This window comes from Nonomuraea antri, assembly GCF_013283785.1.
GTDB lineage: Bacteria > Actinomycetota > Actinomycetes > Streptosporangiales > Streptosporangiaceae > Nonomuraea > Nonomuraea antri.
The window spans coordinates 1-2793 of record NZ_JABCPZ010000463.1; the positions used below are offsets into that span (position 1 = coordinate 1).

At 65.5% G+C, this 2793-nt stretch carries 4 protein-coding genes; 3 read left to right on the forward strand and 1 reads right to left on the reverse strand.

Going from position 1 to position 2793, the window contains the following annotated elements:
* Positions 1-361: 361 nt before the first annotated feature.
* Positions 362-1507, reverse strand: coding sequence for a helix-turn-helix domain-containing protein (locus HII36_RS54415; protein WP_173531249.1), 1146 nt, complete (start codon positions 1505-1507; stop codon positions 362-364).
* A gap of 29 nt (positions 1508-1536) precedes the next feature.
* Here HII36_RS54415 and HII36_RS54420 point away from each other — a divergent pair, with 29 nt between their 5' ends.
* The 3 genes from HII36_RS54420 to HII36_RS54430 all read left to right on the forward strand — a co-directional run bounded on the left by HII36_RS54420 (position 1537) and on the right by HII36_RS54430 (position 2732).
* Positions 1537-2007: a hypothetical protein gene (locus HII36_RS54420; protein WP_173531250.1), complete on the forward strand. Its 471-nt coding sequence runs from the start codon at positions 1537-1539 to the stop codon at positions 2005-2007.
* Positions 2004-2357, forward strand: coding sequence for a hypothetical protein (locus HII36_RS54425; RefSeq protein ID WP_173531251.1), 354 nt, complete (start codon positions 2004-2006; stop codon positions 2355-2357). The genes HII36_RS54420 and HII36_RS54425 overlap by 4 nt, the downstream gene beginning before the upstream one ends.
* Positions 2358-2432: 75 nt before the next feature.
* Positions 2433-2732, forward strand: a complete 300-nt coding sequence (locus tag HII36_RS54430; protein WP_173531252.1) for a helix-turn-helix domain-containing protein — start codon at positions 2433-2435, stop codon at positions 2730-2732.
* The last annotated feature ends 61 nt before the right edge of the window (positions 2733-2793 follow it).

Here is a 2793-nt window from a genome sequence, read left to right on the forward strand (position 1 = left end):
GGGGACTGCCGTCCCCCTCGCGCTCCCCCGGCCCCTGCCCGGCGGGAGGGGTCAACAGGATGCCGATCGGCGGGATGGATCGAGGTGATGTCGGCCAGCGGGGTCGGCATCGAGCGCTGAAGACCCAGCCCGCCTGCCTGGCATCCAAGAGAGCGACCAATCCACGTATCTGGGCTGTGGCGACGGTGTGGTTGCGGCGACAGTGCGGCGGTGCCGCGTCGGCGAGGATGCCGGCCTCGCCCTTGTCGCAATCGTCGCTGGTCCCGAGTAGTCGGCTCCATGCGTCGAAAGCGATGAGCTCTTCGACCGAATCGTCAGGGTGGATCAGCAGCCACTCGAATTCCGCAATGCCTCGGCTCGGTCACGGGCGCTCATCCGTCTCGGCCATCGGAGGTAGGTCGGTCTCGTTTTCGAGTTGTCCGTGCATGAGCTCCAGAGCCCGATGACTGGTGATTCGGCCGTTCATGTACGCCGTCATCACCGCGTGAGCAAAGGCTGGAGAAACGCGGATCTTGTCCAAATCCGGCTGAGGAGCCCAGCCCACGGCATCTCTGAGTTCGGCGGAGGTCGGTGGACGGGCCCGCAGGTTCCTCTCCTCGTTCTGGTCGATCGCTTCGGCGGCTCTCGCCTGCCGCAGCGCGAGACTCCAGGACGTCCGATACTCCGCCGCGAGACGTACCAACTCGGCTCTGGTGATGGCCGTCGATGCCGCAACACGCCGGATCACCTCGACCGGCAGGAGAAGCTCGGCGGCGAAGGCGTCCATCACAGCCTCACAAGAGGCCCCCACGCCCAGGTCGGCGGCGTACTCGTCGCCCAGTATCAGGCGCCCGAGCTCATGGGCGGCAATGGTTCGCCGCCGCCCGGGATCACCGCTGATGCTGACCACTGCCGCGGCCACGTCACCGTCCATCGCCGAAGCGCCTTCTCCGGGAAGCTCGGTCACCAGGACGAACTGACCACACCGTTCGGACAGACCGGCGAGCGATTCGATGGGTGCGAGCCTCACATCCAGTTCGGCTCTCAGCCACCGCGCGGCATCCGCGGCCCCCGCCGGCCCATCGACCTTGCCGTCGTACCGCTTGATGGGAACGAGTTCCAGCGCCCCGAGGGAAACCATGAGCCGGATCTCCCGAATCCAGTCGGCGAGAGCTACATCCAGGCGGTAGGAAACCTGCGCGGCAGGCGACGCCGGGTCCTCGGCCAGTGGCGGACGGCGAGGCATGACGGCCGGGGACGCGCTGAGGAAATGACCCGTGGGCAGATCGAGTGCTCGGGCGAGTCGTACGAGTTCCAGCGCGTCGAGACGCCTCGTGCCGGCCTCGATCTTGCTGACCATGGTCCGGTCGAGACCGGTCAGCTCGGCCAATTGCCCCTGGGAGAGCCGCATGGCCAGCCGGGACTCGCGAACGCGCGCGCCGATGTCCGTCCACTCCAGCGAGCTCATCGTGCGATAATCGCAGGCACCTTGGAAGACCTGCAGGCCGATCCCGTGTTTGGCCGACATCAGATTGTGTTCTGATATACGCTGAAGGAGTGAGTGCGAGCCATGCCGACGCTGTCACGTTCTCCGATCTGTCCAGGAACCCCCGGGCCGTCGCAGAGCGTGCGACGCGCCTAGGACGTGTGCGGGTAACCCATCGTGACGCTGCCGACTTCTATCTGACTGCGGCCGACCGTGAGGAGGAGCGCGATCGGACACTGACGACCGCGTCCCGGCTGTTCCTCGCCCTGATCAAGCATGATCCCACTGCGCGCGCGCTGGTCCTGGCCATGCCGGACGTCTTTCCCTGGGTGCGTCACCTCACTTCGGATGAACTTCGCGCCTTCACCCTGGAACTGGTTGAAGCGCTCTCCGATGCCGCCGAGTTGGATGTCGATGCCACCACGCAAGAGGTCATAGTAGGCTGGCGGGCCACGGCCAGAATCAAGGCGGATCCCGCTCACCACGCCGAGGCCCGTAGGGCCACGAGCGGCGATTTCGGGCCAGTACAGGTCTTCACATGAGCCCGAAGCGTGGTGACCGGGTCACCGTTCCGCCTGCAGCTGGCGAGTGGGACGTTCGGTTCGGCACGAGTGAAGCCGTCCGGGGCTGGGAAGAGCTCTGCCGCCACGCCTTGGCCAATACGCGTCGATGCTTCGAGACCCTGCAGCTTGATCCTCGTACGGGCGCCGGTCATGATCGGCAACATCGTCTGCGTGGCGACCTCGCAACCCATCGTCATAACGGCAAGGATCTGCAGCAGTGGGAGTTCGAGGTCACGAGCGGTGGGCGCGTGCGGTATGTCATTGATGACGACGTTCGGATCGTCTGGGTGATCTACGCATCACCTCGACATCCTAAGGACACGGAATAGGCGGCAACTGTTGCGTGGAGCCGGGCGCTGTACCGATGCAGAGGACGAGGCGCACTCGGTGGATGAGGAGTGGCAATGACCGAGCGGACCGATTGGGCTGCTCTCCGGGATCGACGGCTGTCGGAGCCGGGGGCGGCCGAGGCATACGATGCGACTCGTCTTGCCTTCGAACTCGGCAGGGCAGTACGGCAGATGAGAGAATCCCGCGGGTGGAGCCAGAGTGAGTTGGCCCGCGCTGCCGACATGACGCAGTCGGCAGTGGCCCGCTTCGAAGCGGGAGGCACCGTTCCGACGTTGCCGGTACTCGAACGCTTGGCCAAGGCTCTGGACGCCGATCTGGAAGTACGAATCAGCCCACGTGCTCCCGCAGCCTGAGTGCGGTGAAGGATCTGTTGATCGGTAATTCCGCCACCAGACGGTGATCGCTCCCTGCTGG